Source organism: Nitrospirota bacterium (genome assembly GCA_040754395.1).
Taxonomy (GTDB): domain Bacteria; phylum Nitrospirota; class Thermodesulfovibrionia; order Thermodesulfovibrionales; family SM23-35; genus JBFMCL01.
Map to the genome: position 1 here is coordinate 17,059 of JBFMCL010000025.1, position 22,846 is coordinate 39,904.

20 protein-coding genes are annotated in these 22,846 nt (G+C 45.2%); 14 read left to right on the forward strand and 6 right to left on the reverse strand.

All coding sequences use genetic code 11. The features are described from left to right. Positions 1-76: 76 nt before the first annotated feature. From acsC to AB1552_11850, 3 genes are all read right to left on the reverse strand, one after another. The gene (acsC, locus tag AB1552_11840; protein MEW6054458.1) at positions 77-1,420 is read right to left on the reverse strand and encodes an acetyl-CoA decarbonylase/synthase complex subunit gamma; all 1,344 of its coding nucleotides are present in this window, start codon (positions 1,418-1,420) and stop codon (positions 77-79) included. Positions 1,421-1,560: 140 nt separating this feature from the next. After that, complete coding sequence (locus AB1552_11845; protein ID MEW6054459.1) at positions 1,561-2,502, reverse strand: acetyl-CoA decarbonylase/synthase complex subunit delta; 942 nt, start codon at positions 2,500-2,502, stop codon at positions 1,561-1,563. Between the two features lie 94 nt (positions 2,503-2,596). Then, entirely contained in the window at positions 2,597-3,379 is a 783-nt protein-coding gene (locus AB1552_11850; protein MEW6054460.1) for a dihydropteroate synthase, read from the reverse strand. 238 nt (positions 3,380-3,617) lie between these two features. Between AB1552_11850 and AB1552_11855 the strand changes: the two genes are divergently transcribed. The 11 genes from AB1552_11855 (at position 3,618) to AB1552_11905 (ending at position 15,948) form a co-directional block, all read left to right on the forward strand. After that, entirely contained in the window at positions 3,618-3,887 is a 270-nt protein-coding gene (locus tag AB1552_11855; protein ID MEW6054461.1) for a hypothetical protein, read from the forward strand. A 167-nt stretch (positions 3,888-4,054) separates the two neighbouring features. After that, positions 4,055-4,504 (forward strand): ribosome maturation factor RimP, encoded by a 450-nt coding sequence (gene rimP, locus AB1552_11860; protein MEW6054462.1) that lies wholly within the window; start codon positions 4,055-4,057, stop codon positions 4,502-4,504. Then, the gene (nusA, locus tag AB1552_11865; GenBank protein ID MEW6054463.1) at positions 4,504-5,592 is read left to right on the forward strand and encodes a transcription termination factor NusA; all 1,089 of its coding nucleotides are present in this window, start codon (positions 4,504-4,506) and stop codon (positions 5,590-5,592) included. Before rimP ends, nusA begins: the two co-directional genes overlap by 1 nt. After that, a complete protein-coding gene (gene recG / locus AB1552_11870) occupies positions 5,585-7,675 on the forward strand; it encodes an ATP-dependent DNA helicase RecG (protein MEW6054464.1) in 2,091 nt (696 codons plus the stop codon). The genes nusA and recG overlap by 8 nt, the downstream gene beginning before the upstream one ends. 8 nt (positions 7,676-7,683) lie before the next feature. After that, positions 7,684-7,995 (forward strand): hypothetical protein, encoded by a 312-nt coding sequence (locus AB1552_11875; GenBank protein MEW6054465.1) that lies wholly within the window; start codon positions 7,684-7,686, stop codon positions 7,993-7,995. Positions 7,996-8,101: 106 nt separating this feature from the next. Then, positions 8,102-8,878: a prepilin peptidase gene (locus AB1552_11880; GenBank protein MEW6054466.1), complete on the forward strand. Its 777-nt coding sequence runs from the start codon at positions 8,102-8,104 to the stop codon at positions 8,876-8,878. A gap of 7 nt (positions 8,879-8,885) precedes the next feature. Continuing rightward, positions 8,886-10,136, forward strand: a complete 1,251-nt coding sequence (locus AB1552_11885) for an ATP-binding protein (protein ID MEW6054467.1) — start codon at positions 8,886-8,888, stop codon at positions 10,134-10,136. Positions 10,137-10,197: 61 nt separating this feature from the next. Continuing rightward, entirely contained in the window at positions 10,198-10,998 is an 801-nt protein-coding gene (gene panB, locus AB1552_11890) for a 3-methyl-2-oxobutanoate hydroxymethyltransferase (GenBank protein MEW6054468.1), read from the forward strand. Further along, positions 10,995-12,830 (forward strand): tetratricopeptide repeat protein, encoded by a 1,836-nt coding sequence (locus AB1552_11895; protein ID MEW6054469.1) that lies wholly within the window; start codon positions 10,995-10,997, stop codon positions 12,828-12,830. The genes panB and AB1552_11895 overlap by 4 nt, the downstream gene beginning before the upstream one ends. A gap of 224 nt (positions 12,831-13,054) precedes the next feature. Beyond that, a complete protein-coding gene (locus AB1552_11900) occupies positions 13,055-13,483 on the forward strand; it encodes a peptidylprolyl isomerase (GenBank protein MEW6054470.1) in 429 nt (142 codons plus the stop codon). 14 nt (positions 13,484-13,497) lie between these two features. Continuing rightward, complete coding sequence (locus AB1552_11905) at positions 13,498-15,948, forward strand: tetratricopeptide repeat protein (protein ID MEW6054471.1); 2,451 nt, start codon at positions 13,498-13,500, stop codon at positions 15,946-15,948. 31 nt (positions 15,949-15,979) lie between these two features. Here the strand turns inward: AB1552_11905 and AB1552_11910 are convergent, their stop codons facing one another. Both AB1552_11910 and AB1552_11915 read right to left on the reverse strand, forming a co-directional pair. Next, positions 15,980-16,417 carry a surface-adhesin E family protein gene (locus tag AB1552_11910; GenBank protein MEW6054472.1) on the reverse strand — a complete coding sequence of 146 codons (438 nt, stop codon included), beginning with the start codon at positions 16,415-16,417 and terminating at the stop codon, positions 15,980-15,982. Positions 16,418-16,590: 173 nt separating this feature from the next. Then, the gene (locus AB1552_11915; protein ID MEW6054473.1) at positions 16,591-17,373 is read right to left on the reverse strand and encodes a pentapeptide repeat-containing protein; all 783 of its coding nucleotides are present in this window, start codon (positions 17,371-17,373) and stop codon (positions 16,591-16,593) included. Between the two features lie 134 nt (positions 17,374-17,507). Between AB1552_11915 and AB1552_11920 the strand changes: the two genes are divergently transcribed. The 3 genes from AB1552_11920 to AB1552_11930 are packed head-to-tail and all read left to right on the forward strand — an operon-like array spanning position 17,508 to position 22,466. Beyond that, a complete protein-coding gene (locus tag AB1552_11920; protein MEW6054474.1) occupies positions 17,508-19,298 on the forward strand; it encodes a tetratricopeptide repeat protein in 1,791 nt (596 codons plus the stop codon). After that, entirely contained in the window at positions 19,295-21,094 is a 1,800-nt protein-coding gene (locus tag AB1552_11925; GenBank protein ID MEW6054475.1) for a tetratricopeptide repeat protein, read from the forward strand. The genes AB1552_11920 and AB1552_11925 overlap by 4 nt, the downstream gene beginning before the upstream one ends. 49 nt (positions 21,095-21,143) lie before the next feature. Beyond that, positions 21,144-22,466, forward strand: coding sequence for a hypothetical protein (locus tag AB1552_11930; GenBank protein MEW6054476.1), 1,323 nt, complete (start codon positions 21,144-21,146; stop codon positions 22,464-22,466). 3 nt (positions 22,467-22,469) lie between these two features. Here AB1552_11930 and AB1552_11935 read toward each other — a convergent pair. Then, on the reverse strand, positions 22,470-22,846 hold a 377-nt coding region (locus AB1552_11935; protein MEW6054477.1), incomplete at its 5' end, for a hypothetical protein.

Consider the following 22,846-nt stretch of genomic DNA (forward strand, 5'->3'; position numbering starts at 1 on the left):
CGGAATACGCACTTCGTATTTCCACAAATGCAAATTATGACCTGCCGTTCACTGTTCACTGTTAAAAGTTCCCTCATTACGCTGCGCGTGTTTTCAGGAATGCCGGTATCCCGTTCGCTTCACGGGGGCCTACCGTAATCTTCCATCCCTCAAGTTTGTCTTCGAGCGCACCGCTCAGTATCGCAACATATCCGGGAATAATAAGTTCCCTGTGTTTTATGGTATTCCCCACTTCGCTCTCTTTGATGAACTGCGCAATCTTGGATGCCGTAAATTTCCCGGCTGCCCAGGCTGTCAGCACGGAGAGGCCTTCGCAGTCCATTACCGCGAGATATCCCGGAACCCTGCTGTTCTCTATCTCTCCGGAAACGATGAAGTATGTAAGAGAAAAGTTCGTGGTGATAAACAGCGGCGATTCCTGTGAAGGTTCGCCGATCTTGTAGACCTTCTGTTCGACCTGCATCGGAACCTGCGGATCGGTATAGATGTTCTGCCTGAGGGTAAACAGCGCAAGGTTCTTCCACTTCTCGATGCTGCTCAGCACGACTATGGAAGAATATTTTGCAACACCGACACCTGCTATTAAGGATTCAACAAGGCTGTCTTCCCTCTGCGCAAAGGTGATTACCGGGTATCCGAGAGGTTTGTAGTTCTTTTTTATGGCAGCCCGCCTGATCAGGGTATTATGTTCCAGAATTTCTTTGGCCTTCCTTGCACCGGAATCTATGACCATATCCTCGACCCCGAGTGACTTGATCTTTTCGGTGAGCCCGGTGAGTTCATCAAGCGATTTTGCAGAAACCCCAAGCGTCGCCTTGTATGTTTTTGCAACCTGGACCATCCCTTCAGCATTCTCTGCAGTGACACCATACACAACCGGTTTTCTGTCTGCAAAAAGTTTTGCCCCTGCTTCAGCAGCCTGAGGGTCTGCTGTGCAGAGAATGACCGGGATCTCAGGGGCTTCTTTTGCGATCAGTTGTGCGGCTGCTTCAAATTTCCCCGCATCATTCGAGTCATTCAGCAGCGCTACCGCATCGATCCTCAGTGTCTGCCCCACCCTGTCAACCTCCGAGGCAAGCGCCTCTTTTACCCTGAGCAAAATATCAGCCTCAGAGAGCGTATCTTTTATCTCAAGTGCAAATGCACAGGGATTTACAAACCTTTTATCATGCCTGAACAGCACGGTTTCTTCGCCCATCTTTACCGCATGTTCTCCTGCCCCCAGCACAATCGGCCTTACAGGCGGAGCAGATGCCTCACCGAGTTTCTGTTTTGCCTCTTCAGAGACATCGGGACACGAATCCAGTGAAGCCTGCCGCTGGGCAAGCTTCATTGCGAACGCAAGACAGGTCGGAAATCCGCATTTCTTGCAGTTTGTTTTTGGTAGGAGCTTGAATATTTCAACACCAGTCAATGCCATTTAAACCCTCCAGAATTATCGAAATTCTCAATGCGAATATCTAAATCCTACACGTATTCAGGTAACGCTCTTTGCCGCAACTGTGCTGCTGCACGGTGGTATTGGTGGGAATTTAGATTTTCGGATTGACAGTTTTTCATTTACACAAGTTCCTCAATTACCTTCTCCACTGCCGCAACAGCCTTCGGATGTCTCATGATAAGAAGCTCTGCGCCGGACATGAGGAGCGCGGTGGCGGTCATTGCTTCCCAGGCCACTCCCCTTTCTTCCAGTCCGCCCCACTGAGGCACGTCTGCTTCATCTGCCTGCGTTTCCTTTACTTTCCAGACATACATGCCGACATCGCCGAGGATGGGCTGCTGCATGGTGGCATCATTCTGGGTAAGCGCAGCAAGCCGTATGCGTTCCATCACCGAATAGGTGTATTCAAGACCGTATCCAAGGGCGGAACACATCGGGTCGGTGATAATCCTCTCTTTCTCGAAACCCATCTGAGTTATCAGTATGTTGAGCTGCTTCGAAAGATTGATGTCGAGTTCAGACATCGCAATCAGTTTATGGTTGTTCGCCATCGCAGCGGCGGCAATCGTCTTGTAATTTGCCTCCTGGGCCTTTCCGATGACACAGTTCCTGTCCTTCGCAGCCTCTGCCGCAGCAATCAGAACCGGGGCGTCCTTTTCCGCATGGTTGCTCCCGAGTATGAACAGCGGAATACTGACTGCGTCAAGAACATTTCTTACTGTTGTTGCCGCATCTTCAGGCGACCGGTTCTCCCTGTCAGGATGAGTGCCCAAAAGCCTCAAAGCCAGCGCCCTTGCCTTTAACGTGTCCTGACAGAATTTTGCCCATACAGCCGGATCGTGCGAAACATCCTTATAGGGTTTTTGCACTTCTTCCGGCCAGTCAGAAGGGGGTATATCCTGAATCTCATAGGCGATAACCGGTCTGTGCGGGGTTGGGCCTTCAAAGCTATGGAACGGGAGGACACTCTCGCCCCCGAAAGCAATTTCCTGAGGGCTGCTGCCGATGGTTACGGAATAAACCTTTCCTGCATATGTTTCCTTCGATGGTGCAAAAGCCATGTCTCCTCCTCTTTTCGTAGAGAGCACAGCACATAGAGCAAAGAGTATCTCGAATACCGGGCTCTATGCCGTTTGCACTTGCTCTTTGCGAGTATTACATTTCAAGATACGAGTGGGCATACAGGGTATTGCCCGTTATGACATCAACAGTCTTCACGGTTGGAGCAACTTCATGCGGATCAGCGATAGCTGCCGTAAGTCCTTCATACATCAACAGGGATAGATAATGGTTGTTCAGCACCGGTCGTATATTCTTCGGACATCCGTTCGAAATATTGCTCAGCCCAACCACTGTTTTCATTGGCGGATCATTCAGTTCCTGAAACATTCTGACCGAGTGTATGACCTTCAGGGCATGATCCTGCGATGTGGCTATCTGCAGGACCAGCGGATCGAGGTACAAATCCTCGAGAGGAACCCCGTATTCCGCAGCTCTTGCCATAATCTCCGCGGCGATTCCTGCCCGTTCTTCTGCATCTGCAGGCAGACCTCCCTTCCCGACGGTAAGCCCTATTATCTGTGCGTTATATTTCGCCGCAAGCTCGAGCGTCGGGAACCTCTCGGGGTCATTGGAGGTAGAGTTTATTAAAGGTCTTCCCCACGTATTGTTATGCACTTTCAGCCCGGCATCTACGGCAGCATAGTTTGTGGTGTCGAGACACAGCGGAAGGGAGACAACCTCCTGGATAGTGGTCACCATCCACTGCATCAAATCCTCTCCGCCGTCTTCAGCAGGCCCGATATTCGCATCGATCATTCCGGCACCAGCCTTCCACTGAGAAACTGCAATATCCTGGATAGGTACCTTGTCCTTCTTCATCATTGCCTCTCTCACCCGCTTGGCTATTATGCTTAATTTTTCGCCGATGATCAGCATTTCCGGGATACTCCTTTCTGACTATGAGGGGCGACTCTCAAGCACTCCCGAGTCGCCCCTCATGAATATGCAAATCTGTTAACTTCTAAAAGGGAATTAATTTTATCACAAAGTTTTTCAAAAGTAAAGCATTATTATTAGCAAATGATAATGTTACATTTCTGGGATTCGCTGCCCGATGGTTCCTCCAAAAAAACTCTTGCTTTTTTGCGGATACACATTATAAAATTTGTTGCACTTGGCATCAACAAAGAATTATGCATGTAATATCTTTTTCAAGATATTCAGAAACGTATTATTGGAAGGAGGTGATAACTTAATGAAAAAGGTTATAGCTTTAGTATTATCCCTAATGTTATTGGTGGCATTTACCGTTGGCTGCAAGCCGGCAGAGACACCGAAACCTGAGGCTCCGAAGCCAGCCGAGGCACCAGCACCAGCACCGGCTCCTGAGAAGCCAGCCGAGGCACCAGCACCAGCACCGGAGAAGCCAGCAGGACAAAAGTAAGATATTCGACATTCAGGGGATAGGCTGCATCTGCTTATCCCCTGAATTTGCTTTTTCAGTGTGAAACTGGTATATTTTTATAGTCATGTTGTGATGTTATGCGAAGAGTGGGTCGTCCCACTCTTTTGTTTTATTGGGGTGTTTCTGGCATGCACCGCTGAACGGATATGGATACGAAACAGAGGATCATAGATATCGCAAAACAGGTTGCTGATGAGCAGGGAGTTGAAATATTCGACATCGAATTGCTGGGAAAGGGGAAACTGTTGCTCAGGGTAATGATTGACAGGGAAGAAGGCATCACGCTCGACAGATGCGAGAGGTTCAGCAAGAGCTTCAGTGCGGTTCTTGATGTGGAAGACCCGATTTCCGGTCCCTATACCCTTGAGGTTTCCTCGCCCGGTCTCGACAGGCCCCTGAAAAGCATCAGGGATTTCGAAAAATATCAGGGGAAACTCGCACGTATCGTTACCAGGGAAAAAATCGAGAACCAGAACTTCTTTATCGGCCGCATTCTCAGTGTGCATGACAACCGCATAAGACTGATGATCGATACGCGTGAGATAGATATTCCTTTTGATGCCATATCAAAAGCTAAACTGGAGATAGAACTCTGATGTCCAAGGAGCTCTGCTATGTAATTGACCAGATAAGCAGGGAAAAGGGCATTCCGAGAGATGTCCTGCTTGAAACCCTGCGTTCCGCGCTGCTTTCCGCTGCGAGAAAAAGATTCGGAGGCAGAACAAACATCGACCTTATCATTGATCCAAAGACATGCAGCATATCGGTTTTTGAGACAAAAACGGTCGTTGCAACCGTCTCGAACAAGGATGAAGAAATCTCGATTAAGGACGCGGAAAAGATCTCCCCGGATGCAGTGGAGGGGAGTACGGTCAATCTGCCCCTCGACTTTCATGATTTCAGCAGGATCGCAGCCCAGACTGCAAAGCAGGTTATTTTCCAGAGGGTAAGGGAAGCAGAACGGGATGTGATCTACAATGAATTCAAGGATAAAGTCGGACAGATCGTAAGCGGCATCGTCATGAGAAAAGAAAAAGGGGTCTATTTCCTAAACCTCGGCAAGACCGAGGCGGTTCTGCCGATAAAGGAGACTCTGCCGAATGAAAACCTCAAGAGAGGCGATACAGTCAGGGCGTATATTGAAGATGTGAGGGTTACGCCGAAAGGGCCCGCAATCATGGTGACAAGGACAAGCCCGATGTTTGTTGCCGGTCTTTTCAGGATGGAAGTTCCGGAAATCAACGATGGGCTTGTGATTATAAAAGACATTGTAAGAGAGCCGGGGGAAAGGACAAAGCTCGCGGTGTATTCAAAAAATCCGTCCATTGACCCGGTAGGCGCATGCGTGGGCATGAAAGGCACGAGGGTCCAGTCCATAGTTCGTGAACTGCGGGGCGAAAGGATCGACATTATCCCGTGGACCGATGATCCCAGGCAGCTTGTTGCAAGGGCGCTCAGCCCTGCGTCAGTCGACAGAATCGGCATAAATGAAGAAACAAAAACCGCGATGGTAGTTGTGAACGACCAGCAGCTCTCTCTCGCGATCGGCAAAAGAGGACAGAATGTCAGGCTTGCAATGAAGCTCACCGGATGGGATATCGATATCCTCAGCGAATCCGAATATTCCAAGATGAGAATCGAAGAGGCAGACAAAACATTCTCTCCTCCTTCGGCTGATGGCTAAAGACCTTTCAGACCTTCCTGTCCAATATATCAAAGGTGTAGGCCCTCACAGGGCTGAATTATTCAGCCGGCTTGGAATATCGTCAGTGAAAGACGCCCTGTACTATCTCCCCTACCGCTATGAAGACAGGAGCAGCATCAGGAAAATCAGCGAACTCGCTTACGGAAATGTTGAGACTGTATCCGGGAAGATCGTTTCTGCTGAAGTCATCAGATTGCGCGGGAGGAACCTCAGGATATTCGAGCTGACCGTCAACGACGGGAGCGGCTCTCTCAAGGGCAAATGGTTCAACCAGCCGTTCATGAAAAAGAACTTCAAGCCTGGACAGGAAGTCCTGCTCTCAGGCATGGTAAAAAGAAACCCGTACTGGAGTATCGGGTTCGAAATAGACAATCCTGAATACGAAATCCTTACTTCCGGGGAGGATTCCCTTATTCACACCAACAGGATCGTCCCTGTCTACAGGGTTACAGGCGGTGTCAGTGTCAGGCAGATGCGGTCAGTCATGTTCAGTATCGTAACCATGTATCTGCAGGAAGTGGCTGATCCTGTCCCCCCGGAGATTCTTCAGAAAAACAGGCTGCCGGGGTTGCCGGAGAGCCTACAGCAGGTCCACTTCCCGAATGAGGATGCTGATCTTGAACTGCTGAACAGGGGAACAAGCCTCTTCCACAGACGGCTCTCGTTTGATGAACTCTTTATGCTCGAGCTGGGTCTGGCAATCACGAAAAAAGGGAGCGTGCTCGCACAAGGAATCGTATTTGCTCCTGAAGGCAATCTTGTGCAAAAACTGCGTGAACTGCTGCCTTTCAGACTTACTGCCGCTCAGGAGAGGGTATTCAGCGATATCCTTGGAGACATGAAAAAACCATATCCTATGCACCGGCTCATCCAGGGAGATGTGGGATGCGGAAAAACAGTTGTGGCACTGATGGCCATGGTAACCGCGGCTGAATGCGGATACCAGTCTGCAATCATGGCACCCACGGAAATACTCGCCGAACAGCACTACCTTAATATCTGTAAACTGGCGCAGGGTCTCGGCCTGAAAATATGCCTTCTTACAGGGAGCAAGAAAGACCGTCCCCTGAACGAAATCTCCTCCGGAGAGATTGATCTGGTAGTCGGGACCCATGCATTAATCCAGGAAGGGGTGATATTCAGAAACCTCGGCCTCGCGGTTATCGATGAGCAGCACCGTTTCGGAGTAATGCAGCGCGCCCTTCTCAGGAAAAAAGCAGTTAACCCGGATGTCCTTGTCATGACCGCAACTCCCATCCCCCGGACACTTGCACTGACCCTATACGGCGATCTCGATTATTCAGTAATTGACGAACTCCCTCCTGACAGGCGGCCGGTTTCCACCCTTTTGTTCCATCCGAAACAGAAGGATGCCATCTACGGCATGATCAGTGAAGAGATTAAGAAAGGCAGGCAGGTATACGTGGTATACCCGCTTATCGAGGAGTCGGAAAAGACAGACCTCAAATCCGCAATCATGGGCAGGGATGCATTCGAGAAAATATTTCCTGACTTCAGGATCGGGCTCATCCATGGCAGGATGAAAGCGCAGGAAAGGGAAGAGGTAATGGCATCCTTCACACAGGGTGAACTGGACATGCTCGTGAGCACGACCGTCATTGAGGTCGGCGTAGACGTGCCAAATGCCACGCTTATGGTTATAATACATTCAGAGAGGTTCGGACTGTCACAACTCCATCAGCTGAGGGGCAGAACCGGGAGAAGCCACTTCCGGTCCTACTGCGTGCTTCTTGCCTATGAACCCCTGAGCGATGAGGCAAAGCGGAGACTTGAGATCATGGTACATAGTCATGACGGTTTCAGGATCGCCGAAGAGGATCTGGACATACGGGGTCCCGGTGAATTCTTCGGAACTCGCCAGTCCGGCATGCCGGACCTGAGGATCGCACATATCGTGAGGGACGCAAAGATTCTCAGTAAGGCAAGGGAAGAAGCGTTTGCGCTCATAGACACTGATCCGGAACTGCACACCCATCCGCTCCTGAGAAAAACCCTTGAAAAGTTCTGGGAAGGAAAGATCGAACTCTTTAAAACAGGCTGAGGGAAAACATGCTGAAACGGATAAAAGACAACTTCGACCGAGGAGTCGAAAAAATAAAGTGGTTTTCAACCCTGGTTTCCGACCGGACAAAAATAGAGATTTCCGTGATTAAGCTGCTGTATCATTCTGAACAGATGGAGAAAAAAAAGGAAGAGCTTATTAAGACAATCGGCCAGCGGGTATACGAACTGAAAGAGAACCCTGAAAGGAACATCCTCAAAGACAGGGTTATCACGGAGGCGATCGGCGAGATCGAAACACTGAATAACGACATCGAATCCACCAGAAAAAAGGCATCTGAAATAAGCAGTACCAGTTGAAGACCATGATCAATCTGCCAGGACCAAGTGATCATCCGTACGTGATTCGTACATTTCAGCAAATGCTCAGGAAACATACGTTGCCAGGCTCTTGTTCCGTATACGCATGAATACTGTCATCCTTTACCTGTTCATCTTCGTTCTCGGTTCCCTGATCGGCTCATTCCTGAATGTCTGCATTTACCGGTTGCCCAGGAACCAGTCGATTGTGCTGCCGTCTTCAAAATGCCCCTCCTGTGACAATCCGATCCAACCATACGACAATATCCCGATCCTGAGTTATCTGCTGCTCGGCGGGAAATGCAGAAATTGCAGGGCAACAATAGGCTTCAGATACCCGCTGGTAGAATTCCTGAATGCTTCATTATACGTCTTTATTGTATGGAGGTTCGGGATAGGGGTCCATACCCTTTTTTATTTTCTCTTCTGTTCGGCGCTCATTGCCATCACCTTTATCGACCTGGATTTCCAGATCATTCCTGACAGGATCACCCTTCCCGGCATCCCGATCGGTCTTATCGCAGGGTCATTCCTGATGCCCGATCCGTTTCTGCGGTACACGCTTCTCGGGTTCAAATCGTCCGCAATCGGTTTTCTTGCCGGCGGCGGGCTTTTTTACGCGATTGCCGTACTCAGCAGAGGCGGCATGGGAGGCGGAGACATCAAACTTATGGCAATGGTCGGGAGCCTCCTGGGATGGAAAGCGGTGCTCTCGACAACCTTCTTCGGCAGCCTTACGGGAGCTGTCGTCGGGATTTTCATGATGGTGATGAAGGGCAAGGGAAGAAAAACAAAAATCCCGTTCGGACCTTTCCTCGCGCTCGGCGCCCTTGTAAGTCTTTTCTACGGCCAGGAGATTCTTTTCTGGTATCTCAGGAGGTAAATAACCCTTGGATTCCGGCCTGATATTTTTTTATTCGATCGTTTTTCTGATCATCCTTGTTGCGTCTTTCCTCGTCCTGCGGATTTTGCTCAGGTTTTACCGTACAAAAAAGAATCTGGAGCAGCAAGATGTTTCCAGGGTGGGTTTTGTCGTGGATACCTTCCATGACCTTGTATCCCAGCTGAAAGAGAAGGAAAAGGAGCTCGAAACACTCAGAAACAGGGCTGAAGACCGGGCAACCGCCATCGAAGGATATAATGAAAACATCCTGCAGAGCGTTCCGAGCGGTGTCATCAGCTTTGATGAGGAAATGAAAATCACGAAGGTCAATTCCGCTGCCGAAAAGATTCTTGAAATCGATGGAGAAACAGTTGCCGGAAAGCTCCATTCAGACATCCTGAGCAAGCCGATCACTGACTTTCTGACCGAAAGAAAGGTCATTGAACGGGGCGAGATAAGCTACCTGACTCCTTCAGGGAAAAAGATCTGGCTTGGACTCACGCTCTCTCCACTGAAAGACAAGGGGGGAACAATAATCGGCCAGATACTCATTTTCACGGACCTTACCCATCTTAAGGCGATTGAATCCCAGATCGAACTCAGGAACCGTCTGTCGAGCCTCGGAGAAATTTCTGCCGGGATCGCACACGAAATGAGAAATCCGATGGCGGTCATTGCTGGGTATACCAAAATCCTTTCCAGAAAAGCGGACAGCTCTCTGAAACCTACGGTTGAGGCCATATTGAAAGAGATCGCGGTCATGGACAGGATCATATCCGATTTCCTCTCCTTCGCAAAACCGGTTGATCTTAATCCAACCCGGATTGATCTCAAGGCGATAATAGAAACCTGTGTTTCCTCGATTGCCGGTACACGCAGCGATATTGCGCTCAACGTTGCCATCGGTTCGATCCCTGCCTTTAAGGGCGACGAGGTGCTCATGCGTCAGGCGTTCATCAATATTATCCAGAACGCTGCTGAAGCGATGCCACAGGGAGGAAAACTCATCATAAAGGCTTCACCGTTGCCGGTTTCGTCAGGAAATTTTTTTGATATTCTCATCATCGATACAGGGCATGGAATCTCCGAGAATGTACGGGGCAAGATCTTCCTCCCGTTTTTTACGACGAAAGAGAAGGGCACAGGCCTCGGCCTCGCAATTGTACACAAGATTGTCGTGTCCCACGGGGGAAGCATCTCCTTTCTCAGCACCGACAAAGGTACAACATTCAGGATACGGTTGCCGGCTGCTGCGTAATGCAGTATCGATAAAGCACCGCTAATTGGTCATGATAAAGAGATTATTGTTATAATACCCAATGTCCAGAATTACTATTCAGGATTTCCTGACAAAAAAGCATGATCAGAAGAAAATCACCATGCTCACCGCCTATGACTATCCATTCGCAAAAATAGTCGATGAGGCCGGTATTGACGGCATAATTGTCGGCGACTCCCTGGGCATGGTGGTACAGGGACTTGAAAACACCCTTCCGGTTACCATGGATGAGATGATCTACCACACAAAGATCGTTTCCAGGGCCGTCCAGAGCAGTCTTGTAGTCGGCGACCTCCCCTTCATGTCATATCAGGCCAGCCTTTCGGAAGCGGTCCGGAATGCAGGAAGGTTCCTGAAAGAGGCAGGCGCCTCGGCCGTCAAGATAGAAGGCGGCGCTGAAGTGGCAGAGCACATTAGGGCCATGACAAGGTCTGATATCCCGGTCATGGCGCACATCGGTCTCACCCCGCAATCGATCCACAGGATGGGCGGGTACAAAGTCCAGGGAAAGACGGAAGAATCAGCACACAGACTTCTCGAAGAAGCCCGTATCGCTGAGGATGCGGGTGCGTTCTCTCTGCTGCTTGAGGCCATCCCCATGGGGCTCGCAAAGAAAATCACTGAGGAACTCTCAATCCCCACAATCGGCATCGGAGCCGGTCCCCACTGTGACGGACAGGTGCTCGTGCTGCACGACGTTATCGGTCTCTTTGAGCGATTCCTCCCGAAATTCGCAAAGAGATATACGAGTCTGAAGGATGAGGCACTCAAGGCAATCGAATTATACAGAAAGGAAGTCGAAGACGGGGTTTTCCCTTCGCAAGATCAGAGTTTCAAATGAGCGATGAGCTAGTGTCAAAAAATATTAGTGAGGAAACGGATTTAAAAGTTAAAACAGGGGATACGGTCAGGATACACTTCACTTGCACCCTTGAGGATGGGACCATAATTGACTCTTCCGTTAATAAGGAGCCTCTTGAGTTCACTCTGGGGAAAGGGGAGGTTCTTTTTCCGGGATTGGAAGATGCTGTCATTGGAATGTATCGTGGAGAGTCTAAATCTATCACAATACCCGCTGAAAAAGCATACGGCGTCCATCTCCCTGAAAAGATTTTTACTATAAGCCGGACCCAGTTTCCACCTACTCTGGAACCGGTCATCGGAATGAAATTTGAGATACAACAAACAGATGGTAAGATGACTGTTGTTAGGGTAACAGATGTTCAAGAATCCTGTGTAACCCTGGATACAAATCATCCTTTGGCAGGAAAAGACCTCTTCTTTGAAATTCAATTACTCGATCAAGATATTACTGATATGTCAAAGGCACATGAACTGTATCAGCAGGGAACTGCTTATCAGGATAGGGGACAACTGGATGAGGCTATATCCTGTTATCAGAAGGCTGTCAAACTCGATCCTAAATTGTTTAAAGCATTTTATAATCTAGGGGTTGCTTTTCAGAATAAGGGAAACATTGATACCTCTATTCTTTATTATGAAATCGCTTTAGGACTGAATCCTGAATTTCTTGAAGCATATCATAATCTTGGGATTGCATACAAAGATAAAGGGCAATTTGATGATGCAATTATGTGCTTTCTTAGGGCAATACAGATCAAAGCGGATCACGTCGGAGCGTATTATAATTTAGGGAATACACTTGTCGCTAATGGTCGATACAACGAGGCATTGCAGATATATAAGAAAGTGCTCGATATAAAACCGGATTATCCTGATGCTCATTTAGCTATAAGTATGCTTAATTTAAGATTGGGAAACTTTCAAGACGGCTGGAAAGGATATGAATATCGATGGAAATTAGAAGAGAATTTGAACAGGCGCGAGTACTCTAAGCCCTTATGGGATGGTTCCGACCTGCAGGGGAAATCAATCCTGCTGTCAGCTGAGCAGGGTTTCGGAGATACTATCCAGTTTATCCGTTACGTCCCTCTCTTAGCTCAGCGGGGATCAAAAATAATCGTTGAGTGCCAGAAGGAATTATCCTCTCTGATCAGAAATATCAAAGGGGTCCATACAGTCGTTTCAAGGGGAGAACAGATTCCTGAATATGACGTCTATTGCCCTCTCCTGAGTCTGCCCCTCATGATAGGAACAACATTGCAGAATATCCCTGCCAACATCCCTTATATCAGTGTCGGACCTGAATTGAAAACAAAATGGGCCGGAAAAATCAGCCGTTTCAGTCATACTATGAAAATTGGGCTGGTATGGGCAGGACACCCGAAGCCAAAATTCGGCCATACCCGTTCTTGTCCGTTGAACCTGTTCTTCCCTTTAAGGGAATTCGAAAAAATCACCGTCTTTAGTTTACAGATGAATAACGATCCTCATCGTGAACACACGCTGGAAAAAGATCTGCCAATAATAGATTTCACTGGTGAAATAAAGGACTTCCACGATACTGCAGCTTTCATCGAAAATCTCGATTTAATTATCTCAGTTGACACGGCAGTTGCCCATTTGGCAGGTGCCCTTGGCAGGCCAGTCTGGACTTTGCTTCCTTTTGTTGCAGACTGGCGCTGGCTTGAAAACCGCGAGGACAGTCCCTGGTATCCGACTATGAGACTTTTCCGACAACCAGCTATTGGAGACTGGGAATCAGTTATCGATCGCATTTTCGACAGTTTAAAGGTCTTTCTTCGTAATTAATATTACTTCTCTATTATTCCGGATATTCATAAATTCTAATGAAAAATATATCCAATAATACTAAGAGTTTTAATATTATAGAGATCGAAATAACAAGAACACGAAGAAAATTTATATTGGCGTTTAATTTTTTATTGATAGGATGCTATGATATATAGCACATCCGCTTACTATCGAAAAGCCGGACTCGGAATATATATATTTATTTATGAAAAGGAGAAGACATGGCTGTTGCAGATTTTGGTAGAACAGTAAAAGTACACTATACTGTGAAGCTTGAGGATGGCACCGTTGTTGACAACACACGTAACCATGAACCGTTTATATTTACTGTAGGAACAGGCCAGGTGATTCCTGGTTTTGAGACCGAAGTAATAGGAATGAGCCTCGGAGAAAAAAAGTCTTTCAAGGTTCCTGTTGAAGATGCATATGGTGAATATTATAAGGAATTAGTCACAGAAGTCGATAAGAAAGAATTCCCTGACGACTTTCAGTTTGAAGCAGGACAGCATTTGGAGTTTCCAGGTACGGATGGCCAGGTTGGTCTTGCAACTGTTCTCAAGGTTACAGATACAACAGTCATATTCGACAGAAACCACCCACTGGCAGGCAAAGAGTTATTTATGGACATTGAGATATTAGAGGTTATTTAACCAGTCTTCCATAAGTGGATCTTCAGGAATCATTTGATAGGGCGCTCGCTCACTTTCAACAGGGGAAGTTGGGGGAAGCCGAACAAATCTGCCAGCAAATATTATATACCCGGCCAGATAGAAGTGATGTTCTTCATCTTCTCGGTATCATCTTTTTGCAACAGAAAAAAATTGAAAAGGCGATTGCATATCTTGAACAGGCAGTACAAATTGATATCCATGATCCCTATCTTTATTTCCATCTTGCAAATGCTTATCGGGAACATGGAATATCCGGGAAAGCAGTTACATACTATCAAAAGTCAATTGAACTTGCTCCGCATTTTGATGACGCTTATTATAATCTTGGAATAACACTGGAAGGAGAAGGAAACACTGATGAAGCAATAGATGTATATAAGAGGGCCTTACAACTGAATCCTGAAGCTACAGATATCTGGAACAATCTTGGAGTTGCCCTGCGCAAGAAACGCCAGTTGAATGAAGCCCTCAATTGCTTCAGAAAAGCTATTGAATTTAATCCCACATACTTGCGTGCTTTGTTTAATCTCGGCATTACTTATCAGGAGATGGAGCAATTCAACGAGGCCTTAACATATTTCAAAAGAGTTACCGAACTTGAACCGGGATTTGCTGATGCATACCATAGCATGGGAACTGTCTGCAGAGAGATGTTCCAGTTGGATAATGCAGCACACTGGTATCAGGAAGCAATAAAACATAATCCAAACAGTTCCGAGATCTATACAAACTTAGGATTGGTTTATGAGGAGAAAGGAGATATTGATCAATCTATTTCAAGTCTTCGCAAAGCAATAAAGCTTAATCGATGCGACCCGGAAATCCACTGGAATCTGTCACTGGTCCTTTTGTCTGCTGGAAACCTCAATGAGGGCTGGCAAGAATATGAATGGCGCTGTTTAATAAAGGACTTTGGATTGCGCAGGTTCGCCCCACCCAGATGGGACGGTTCATCTCTGCGTAGAAAAACAATTTTCATATATGCTGAGCAGGGCATCGGTGAGGAAATCATGTTTTCCTCATGCATTCCGGAAATCATCGAGCGGGGTGCTTCCTGTATTGTGGACTGCGATAAAAGGCTCGTTCCTCTTTTCGGAAGATCTTTCCCTGAAGCTGAGATACTCGACCGGTCGGCTATTGTTCATTTGTCAGCCGAAATTCTTCGTGCAGACTTCTGTTCTCCGATGGGGAGTCTCCCACTATTCTTGCGTTCTAATCTCAGAAGTTTTCCACAGCGGAATTCCTATCTTGTGCCCGACACGAAGAAAGTAACTATGTGGCGTTCCCGATTTGCAAATTTGGGGGCGGGCCTTAAAATAGGAATTTCATGGCGTGGAGGTAGCAAAAAATGGGACCGACTTGTCCGATCAACCATGCTCTCTCAATGGGACAAGGTATTTTCCGTAACCCATCTTCATTTCATCAATTTGCAGTATGGAGACTGTGCTGCTGAACTAAATAACGCAAAAAACACAAAGGGCATCACCATCCATGACTGGGAGGATGCCGATCCCCTGAAGGACCTCGACAATTTTGCCGCACAGATCGCGGCGCTCGACCTGGTCATTTCTGTCGACAATGCCACCGTGCATATGGCAGGCGCTCTGGGAAAACCTGTCTGGGTATTGCTGCCCTTTGTCTGCGACTGGAGATGGATGCAGGACTTTGAGGATACCCCCTGGTACAAGACTCTCCGGCTCATCCGCCAGAAGACTCCGGGGGACTGGGACGGCGTATTTAGGCGTGTCGTATCCGACCTGAAACACTACCTCGAAACAGGCTCCATGCCTGAGATCACCAATTCCTATACACGCGCATGCACTGACACCCCTCAGGAACCTGTCTTTCCTTCCCTGACCCCCTCATCCGACACTCCTTACCGGTGCGCGGTGATCACCCCCGTAGGCCCCGGTCACGAGAATCTGTATCAGGAATGTCTTGCCTCTGTCGAAAACGCCTTCAGGGAAAAACCGGCACACTGTACCGGGTTCATCCCTATACGGATCGACGATCCCCAGGGGAAACTGGGCCGTTCAAAGGCCCGCAATCTCGGTATTCAGAAGGCTTCCGAACAGGGGGCTGAATGGATATTCTTCCTTGACGCAGATGACCTGATGTCTCCTTCTGCGTTTGAATATGTAGGACCCTATCTGGATAAGTATGATGCCGTCTGGGGTTCCATCTGGAGTATTGAATCAGGAGAGTCGACTGCCAGGGAACGTCCGAAACAACTGCCGTTCCTTTACGGCATCGAAGACGTACTTTCCTGCGATCCCTTCGTGAGTCTCCAGATGGGACATTTTGTACGGACACCTGTCGCACTGTCTGTTCTCTTTAACGAATCTATCGACACGGGAGAGGACTTCGATTACTACCTCAGGGTCTGGGAAAAGTACCGCTGTATAAAAATTCCTCTGCCATTCATTTACAAAAGAGCCTTTTAGGCATTAACACCAATTGAATTTATTTTTGATTTTATTTCTTTGAGGGTTTAACAGGACAAACAGCATAATATAATTGATTTAATGGAGAAGTAGCCTCTATTGCTTTCCAGTCAGATCTGGTTTTGTTCATTGTATCAATTGCATTACCTCTTTTATCATAATATGCCTTTGATTTGATTTGAGCATGTTTGGTATAACAGTTAATTTCAATCAATGATATTACCTCAACCAGATCTGCATATTTAGGCCCAAGATGAGAAATGATTCTATCAAGCGACTCATCATTAAAAATAACTTTTTGCCATACACCTATAATTTCTCTTGAATTCTCAAGAGGATAATTAATACTTTCCTTATCATAATAATAATGATCATTGTAGTGGTCGAACAGTCTCCATTCTTCTGCTCCTGCTGAAGATGAAACAAAGATAATTATTATTCCTATAATAATTTGAAATATTTGTTTCATAAACTATTGTCTAAAAGCCATCCTTTTTGATAGTAAATATGGAAATAATCTTGTGTAGCCCAAATCCAGCGATACACATAGTCATTGCAAGTACAATAAAGCAATCTTGTCTCATTTGAAATTGCCACAAACCTTGCAGGTGCTCGCAATAACCCGTTTACCGAACTGTTGATTTATTTATCGCTGGATCTAAGTTTTAATTTCTTCAGCAATCTGGGACTCAGTTGAACATCCTTCAGCGATTGAACACCCGTCAATTGCTCTAAAGTAAGTTTAATGGCACCTTTCAAATTGACTCGATCAAGATTGGCCCCCTTGAAATGCGCTCCCTGCAGTAAAGAACCACTCATATTCGTATCGGTCAAATTGGCACCATTCAGTTTCGCTCTCCTAAATTTTGCGGAAAAAAAATCTCCTCTCGAGAGATTAGCCCCTTGAAGGGTTGCATCAGTAAAATTTGTCCCATTGCACCCTGCTTCTGTTAGGTCTGCTTCGTTTAAGTCAGCTTTCGAAAGATCTGCTCCACTCAGTTCAGTTTTATAGAGAATTGCGGCTTGCAGGCTCGTTCCAATCAAATTAGCTCCGATGAGATATGCTCCACTTAAATTTGCCCTTTTGAGATTAGCTCCACTGAAATCCACCCCGCCAAGCTCAGCATTACTGAGATTCGCATTCAGAAGTCTCGCCTCAACAAAAGAGGCCATAAGGAGAACAGCGCCAACCATATTGGCTCCGCTGAGATCTGCTCTGCTAAGATCAGCACCATGCAGATACGTTCCAACGAGACCCGTCCCAATAAGCTGTGCACCTCTGAGACTGGACCCCCTGAGATCTGCTTCATTAAGTTCCGCTCCATTGAGATTCTTTTCTGAAAGATCCCATGGACCCTGAGGCATCTCTCCCTGAACAGCTTTCAATTCGACCAACTTTTTCCATGTTTGTTCTCTCGTAAGCATATCAGTATTTTATATTATAATAAATTTTATTGCCTAACAGTTTTATATATGCATTAGACTTTTAGTCTTTTTTATAGATATAATGTCATGAGCAATTATTATTTTAATGATAAAGCATTACGTTGTACAAGTATATGAACATTAAGCAGATAACCCTCTCAGCCATAGAATACCTCCAAAAAGGAGATTTACAATATGCAGAAAGTCTATTCCGTCATATACTAAAAATTCAACCTAACAATGTCTCCGCCCTACATTTTCTTGGCGTAATATATTACCAGCGCAAAGATTATAATGGATCTATAGAACATATAAATAAAGCACTTCATTTTGGCCCCAATTATGCTGATGCTTACAATAATTTGGGAATAGTTTTGCAGGAAACAGGTCATTTAGAAGAAGCAACAGTTTGCTACAAAAAGGCTCTTAATCTTAATCCAAATTTTTCCAGAGCTTATTATAATCTTGGTAATATTTTTAGGGAGAAATGGCAACTAAACAATGCTATACATAATTATCAGAAAGCGATTCAGCTAGAACCTAATTTTTTTGAAGCATACAATAATATTGCTCTTGCGCTTCAAGATCAGGGGCTGCTAAAAGAAGCGGAAAAAAATTATAGGAATGCCCTTCAAATTAAGCCGGATTTCCCGGAATGTTACAGCAACCTCCTTCTCATGATGCATTATGATACACGATATGATTCGAAAAAAATCTTTTATGAACATCTGAGATATGCAAATCAGCTAACAAGATCTTTTTCACCATCTGTTATGCCTTATAATAACGATTGTTCATCTGTTCGTCGTCTAAAAATTGGTTATGTTTCACCGGATTTCAGAAGGCATTCAGTTGCCTATTTTATCGAACCTATTATTACCACACATGAACGGCAGTCTTTCGAAGTAATTTGCTATTCTGATGTGCCTCGTGAAAAAGAAGACGAAGTGACTTTGCGTATCCAGGGGCATAGTGATCAATGGCGAAACATCACGGCAATGTCAGATGAACAGGTGGCACAACAAATACAATCGGACCAAATTGATATCCTTATTGATCTCGCAGGACATACCGCATTCAACAGAATGCCTGTTTTTGCACGAAAACCTGCCCCCATACAGGTAAGCTGGATAGGGTACCCTGCTACTACTGGCCTTTCAACAATGGACTTTAAGATTGTTGACAGCTATACAGATCCTCAAGGAATGACAGAAAAATTTTTTACAGAAAAACTGCTTCGTATGCCTGATAGTTTTCTCTGCTATTTGCCCGACAAAGATAGCCCTGAAATAAAGCCATTGCCCGCACTCTCTTCTGGCCATATAACTTTTGGCTCTTTTAACTATTCATCAAAGATCTCACCTGATACTGTTACACTCTGGGCCAATATCTTAAACAGAATGCCAAGCACCTGTCTATTATTAAAATCACGGAATTTTGTAGATAGCAAAACTGGTCAGCATATAATGAATATGTTTAATAAACTAGATATTTCTGCTGAAAGGATAGTTTTGATCCCTTCGAGCTGTTCTTTCATTGAGCATCTTTCAATGTACAACCAAATTGACATCGCATTGGATACATATCCCTATAACGGAACAACTACCATCTGTGAAGCGTTATGGATGGGTGTTCCGGTGATCACTCTATCGGGGAATACCCATGTGTCACGTGTCGGTATGAGTATTTTATCGAATGCTGGTTTGTCCAATTTTATCGCTGAATCACATGAACAATATCAAGAAATTGCGATAAATACAGCACATGATTTCGAAGAGTTGCAACGTCTCCGCACCATACTAAGGGACAAATTACTGAATTCAGCACTCTTACAAAAAGAAAGGTTTACCCGAAATCTTGAACACATCTACAGAGACATATGGAATACATGGTGTCAATCTCATAAAGGAGGAGATATATTTTGAAAAAAAATATTAATAATGTGGTTGAATCTGCCATAGAGCATTGCCAGGCGGGTGACCTAAAACGATCGGAAGCAATTTGCTATCAGATATTGGAGATGCAACCTGATAACCTTCGGGCTCTTAACATACTTGCAATCATATATGCTCAGCGCTCAGAGTATGATTCTGCCATAGACTGTTTGAAAAAAGCGCTGAATGTTGATCCATCTCATGCAAATCTATTAAGTAATCTGGGACATGCGTACTTTGAAAAAGGTGATCTCAAGAATGCTATCAGATGCTTCCGAAAAGCAATAAAGTTAAACCCCCAGCTTTTTGATGCGCATTACAGGCTTGGCACAGTTTTTCATCAGAAAGGAAAGCTGTCTGAAGCAATAACCAGTTATAGGAAAGCCTTATCACTCAACCCGGATATGTTTGAAGTATCGTACAAGCTTGCTCTTGCTTTAAAAAATAGTGGCAAATTAGATGAAGCTCTGAAATTTAATCAACAAGCAGCAAAAGTTAACCCCAATTCTCCTGAAATACATTTTAATATGGCAAATATTTACAGGGAAAAGGGGCAAATTGATGAAGCTATCACTTTTTATAATAACGTAATACAGTTGAGTCCATTTCATACTATGGCTATGACGAATCTGGGTATGGCTCTGCAGGAAAAGCAGCTATTGGATGAAGCGATTGCAATATATCAGAAAGCGCTTCTCTATGATCCTGATTCAGTTATTATCTTGAATAATTTAGGCACTGCGCTCAGGGATAAAGGACAGCCTGAGGAGGCATTAAAGTATTTTCAGAAAGCAATCAAGCTAAAAAGAAGTTTTGCTCTTCCACATTATAATCTGTCTCTCACACTTTTACTCATGGGACAATTGAAGAAAGGCTGGAAAGAATATGAATGGCGATGGAAAGTCGAAGGGTTGTTTTCACCTCGTAATTTTTCGCATCCACAATGGGATGGGTCTTCACTAAAAGGAAAATCTATCTTGGTTTATTCCGAACAGGGAATTGGTGATGAAATCATGTTTGCTTCATGCCTTCGCGGGGTTATTGCTCAGGCTGATCTGTGCACTGTTGAATGTGATAAACGATTGATGCCCCTTTTTGCAAGGTCTTTTCCTGAGATTCAAGTAATAGACCGTTTTGCAGCTGCTGATTTAAGCCCGTCAGGCTTTCCCAATGCTGATGTGAAAATTGCGTTAGGCAGTCTCCCTAAATTCCTCAGACCCGACTTCTCCAGCTTTCCTCAGGACAACTCTTTTCTCATCCCAGACTCTCATAAAGTAGAACACTGGAGCAGGCGGTTTTCAGAGATAGGTTCAGGCCTGAAAATAGGTATTTCATGGCGTGGAGGCAACAATCCCACTGCACAACTAACCCGTTCAATTATTCTCGAAACATGGGAGAGTCTATTCTCTATTCCGGGGATTCATTGGATCAATCTTCAGTATGGCGAGTGCAGCAAAGAGTTAAAAGCTATAAAAGAAAAATTCGGAATAATAATTCACGACTGGGAAGATGCAGATTCTCTGAAGGATCTTGATAATTTTGCAGCACAGATTGCTGCACTCGACCTAGTAATATCTGTGGACAATTCAACAGTTCATATGGCAGGTGCTTTGGGAGTCCCTGTTTGGGTTTTGCTGCCTTTTGCTCCGGATTGGCGCTGGATGCTCAATAGATCAGACAGTCCCTGGTATCCAACAGTAACACTTTTTCGCCAACCTATACATGGAGATTGGGAACCAGTCATAACAGAAGTGAGGAAATGCCTCAAGTCATATAAGACAATATAGTATGCATCCTCATTTGCATCAAGATTGTTGAAGAGTGAATAAGCAAAAAATGAACGATCTGCCGCCAGAAATCATGCCTTTTGTCAAGCGGGCTGAAGCGTATATGGAAAAAGGCAATTTGATTGCAGCTTATTATGCCCTCAGCCAAGCTATGGGCTTAGATCCCGATAATCCTGTACTTATAATTTCACGGGGAAATATTTTGGTGAAGCTTGGTTGTCTTGCTGAAGCGCGTAATGAATTCATCAAAGCAAATATGCTTGCACCGAAATTAAGCACCTTATTGTTGCGAGAGCTAAACTTGGATGCTTTTTTAAGAAATGATGCCGGTATTCCCTTTGAACCCGCCTGTACTAATACAGCCTCAAAATCTCAAAGAGTATCAGATTTCTCAACAAGAGAATCAAATAATTTCGCTTCAACCTGTTACATAGTATTTGTTTACCTCGGAAGTCTTCCAAAATGGCATTTGCCGCCACTACAGCAGGCCAGGCTGTTTCATGATGAAACTGATATTTTCTTGATATATGATGACTCTTTGCCCAACAGACATCTTCTGCAATCATGGTTTAATACAAACCAATTAAATATCAGTCCTGTATCGACTCAATCACTGGGATTGTCGCAAAAACACCAAGAATTCAGAAAAATACGTTCATCCAGCTTTCGGCATGAGATTTTCTTCTATTCAATGGAGAGGTTATTTTTTTTGGAAACCTTCATGGAGAAGTGTAGTTTGTCTAACGTATTCCATATCGAGAGCGATGTTTTACTATATACAAATCTCTATAATATGGCAGGAATCTTTTCTGCTTGCTACGACATGGCAACAACACCAGTATCCCTTTACCATCTGACTCTTGCTTTGTTTTATATAAAAAAATATTCTTTTCTGTCTGATTTGACTTTATTCCTCATAGAAAAGCTATCAATGCCTCGTCACCAATTAGAAAAAGAGTTAGACGATTATTTTGAAAATAACCCGGGTTCATTGTTTTCTCAAAAAGACAACTGGTTAACAAGCGAAATGATTTTGGTAAACTGGTATAACAGCAGTCAGGGCAGAGAGAAACTGGGCTTCCTGCCTGTCCTACCAACAGGAATGCATAGTCATAATATCGATAAATTTAAGTCGATATTTGACGGTGCATCATGGGGCATGCTTATAGGAGGCACACCATCTGACCCTTCTCAAGGAATAGTCTATAAAGAACACTTTGTTGGATATGAAGTATTAGAAATGAAGCATGAGTTGGTTTGGCAAAAAGATGGAAATGGTAGGAAGATACCACTCTGCAAAACAGGGGAACAATATACAAAAATTAATAACTTACACATCCATTCTAAAAATATGGAGCCGTTCAAAGCATAATTGTTAATCTGAATTACACCAGTTTTTCCACATAGTTCTGTAACAGTTCTCCAGATGTGCGGTAAACCGTTTTGCGTCTGTTAACGGAGAATTTGACATCATAGTCCTCAAATTCCGGCGCAATACCCTTAGCCTCTCAAGATCATGCGCAAGCTCCGTTGCTATTGCCACATATTCCTCCGGCGTTTTGGCAATGAGCTCCGGAAGCCCGGCATTTGACAAAAGACTCACCCCAACCCTTGATACATGGGTGCTGCCCGCAAGGGTAATCACAGGTACCCCCATCCACAATGCCTCGCATGTCGTAGTGGTGCCATGGTAAGGATACGTATCAAGTGCAATATCGATTCGGTTATATACAGTCAGGTGCTCTCTTGTCG